This window comes from Pseudomonas sp. SIMBA_068 (genome assembly GCF_046534705.1).
Lineage (GTDB): Bacteria > Pseudomonadota > Gammaproteobacteria > Pseudomonadales > Pseudomonadaceae > Aquipseudomonas > Aquipseudomonas putida.
The window spans coordinates 1-357 of sequence record NZ_JAWRYI010000149.1 but is presented as its reverse complement, the minus strand read 5'-3'; the positions used below and the strand labels follow the sequence as shown (position 1 = coordinate 357).

The window sequence follows — 357 nt, the reverse complement described above, 5'->3', positions numbered from 1 at the left end:
TGCAGCCGACGGCGACGCTGTCGGCGTCCTTGTGCCGGTTGTCCTCGGGGCCGACGGCGGGGACCCGGCCGACGATCTCGTGGCCCGGGACCATGGGGTAGCGGCTGGCGCCCCAGTCGTTGCGCGCCTGGTGCAGGTCGGAGTGGCAGACCCCGCAATAGAGGATTTCCATCGCCACATCGTTGGCGCGCAGGGCGCGACGGTGGAAGGTGAAAGGCGCCAGGGGAACCCCGGCGGACTGCGCTGCGTAACCGAAGGTTTGCATGATCAGCGTTCCTGTGTGAGGGAGAGCGAATGATCCGAAGGCAGGGCTACAAGCATAGAAGCCCCGGGCGCACCGTGAGGACGGCCGACCGA

The 357-nt window shown here is 68.1% G+C and carries 1 protein-coding gene; it reads right to left on the bottom strand.

Going from position 1 to position 357, the window contains the following annotated elements:
- Positions 1-265, bottom strand: a 265-nt coding sequence (locus SB756_RS28590) for an alcohol dehydrogenase catalytic domain-containing protein (protein ID WP_410912877.1), incomplete at its 3' end; no start/stop codon positions are given.
- Between the last annotated feature and the right edge of the window lie 92 nt (positions 266-357).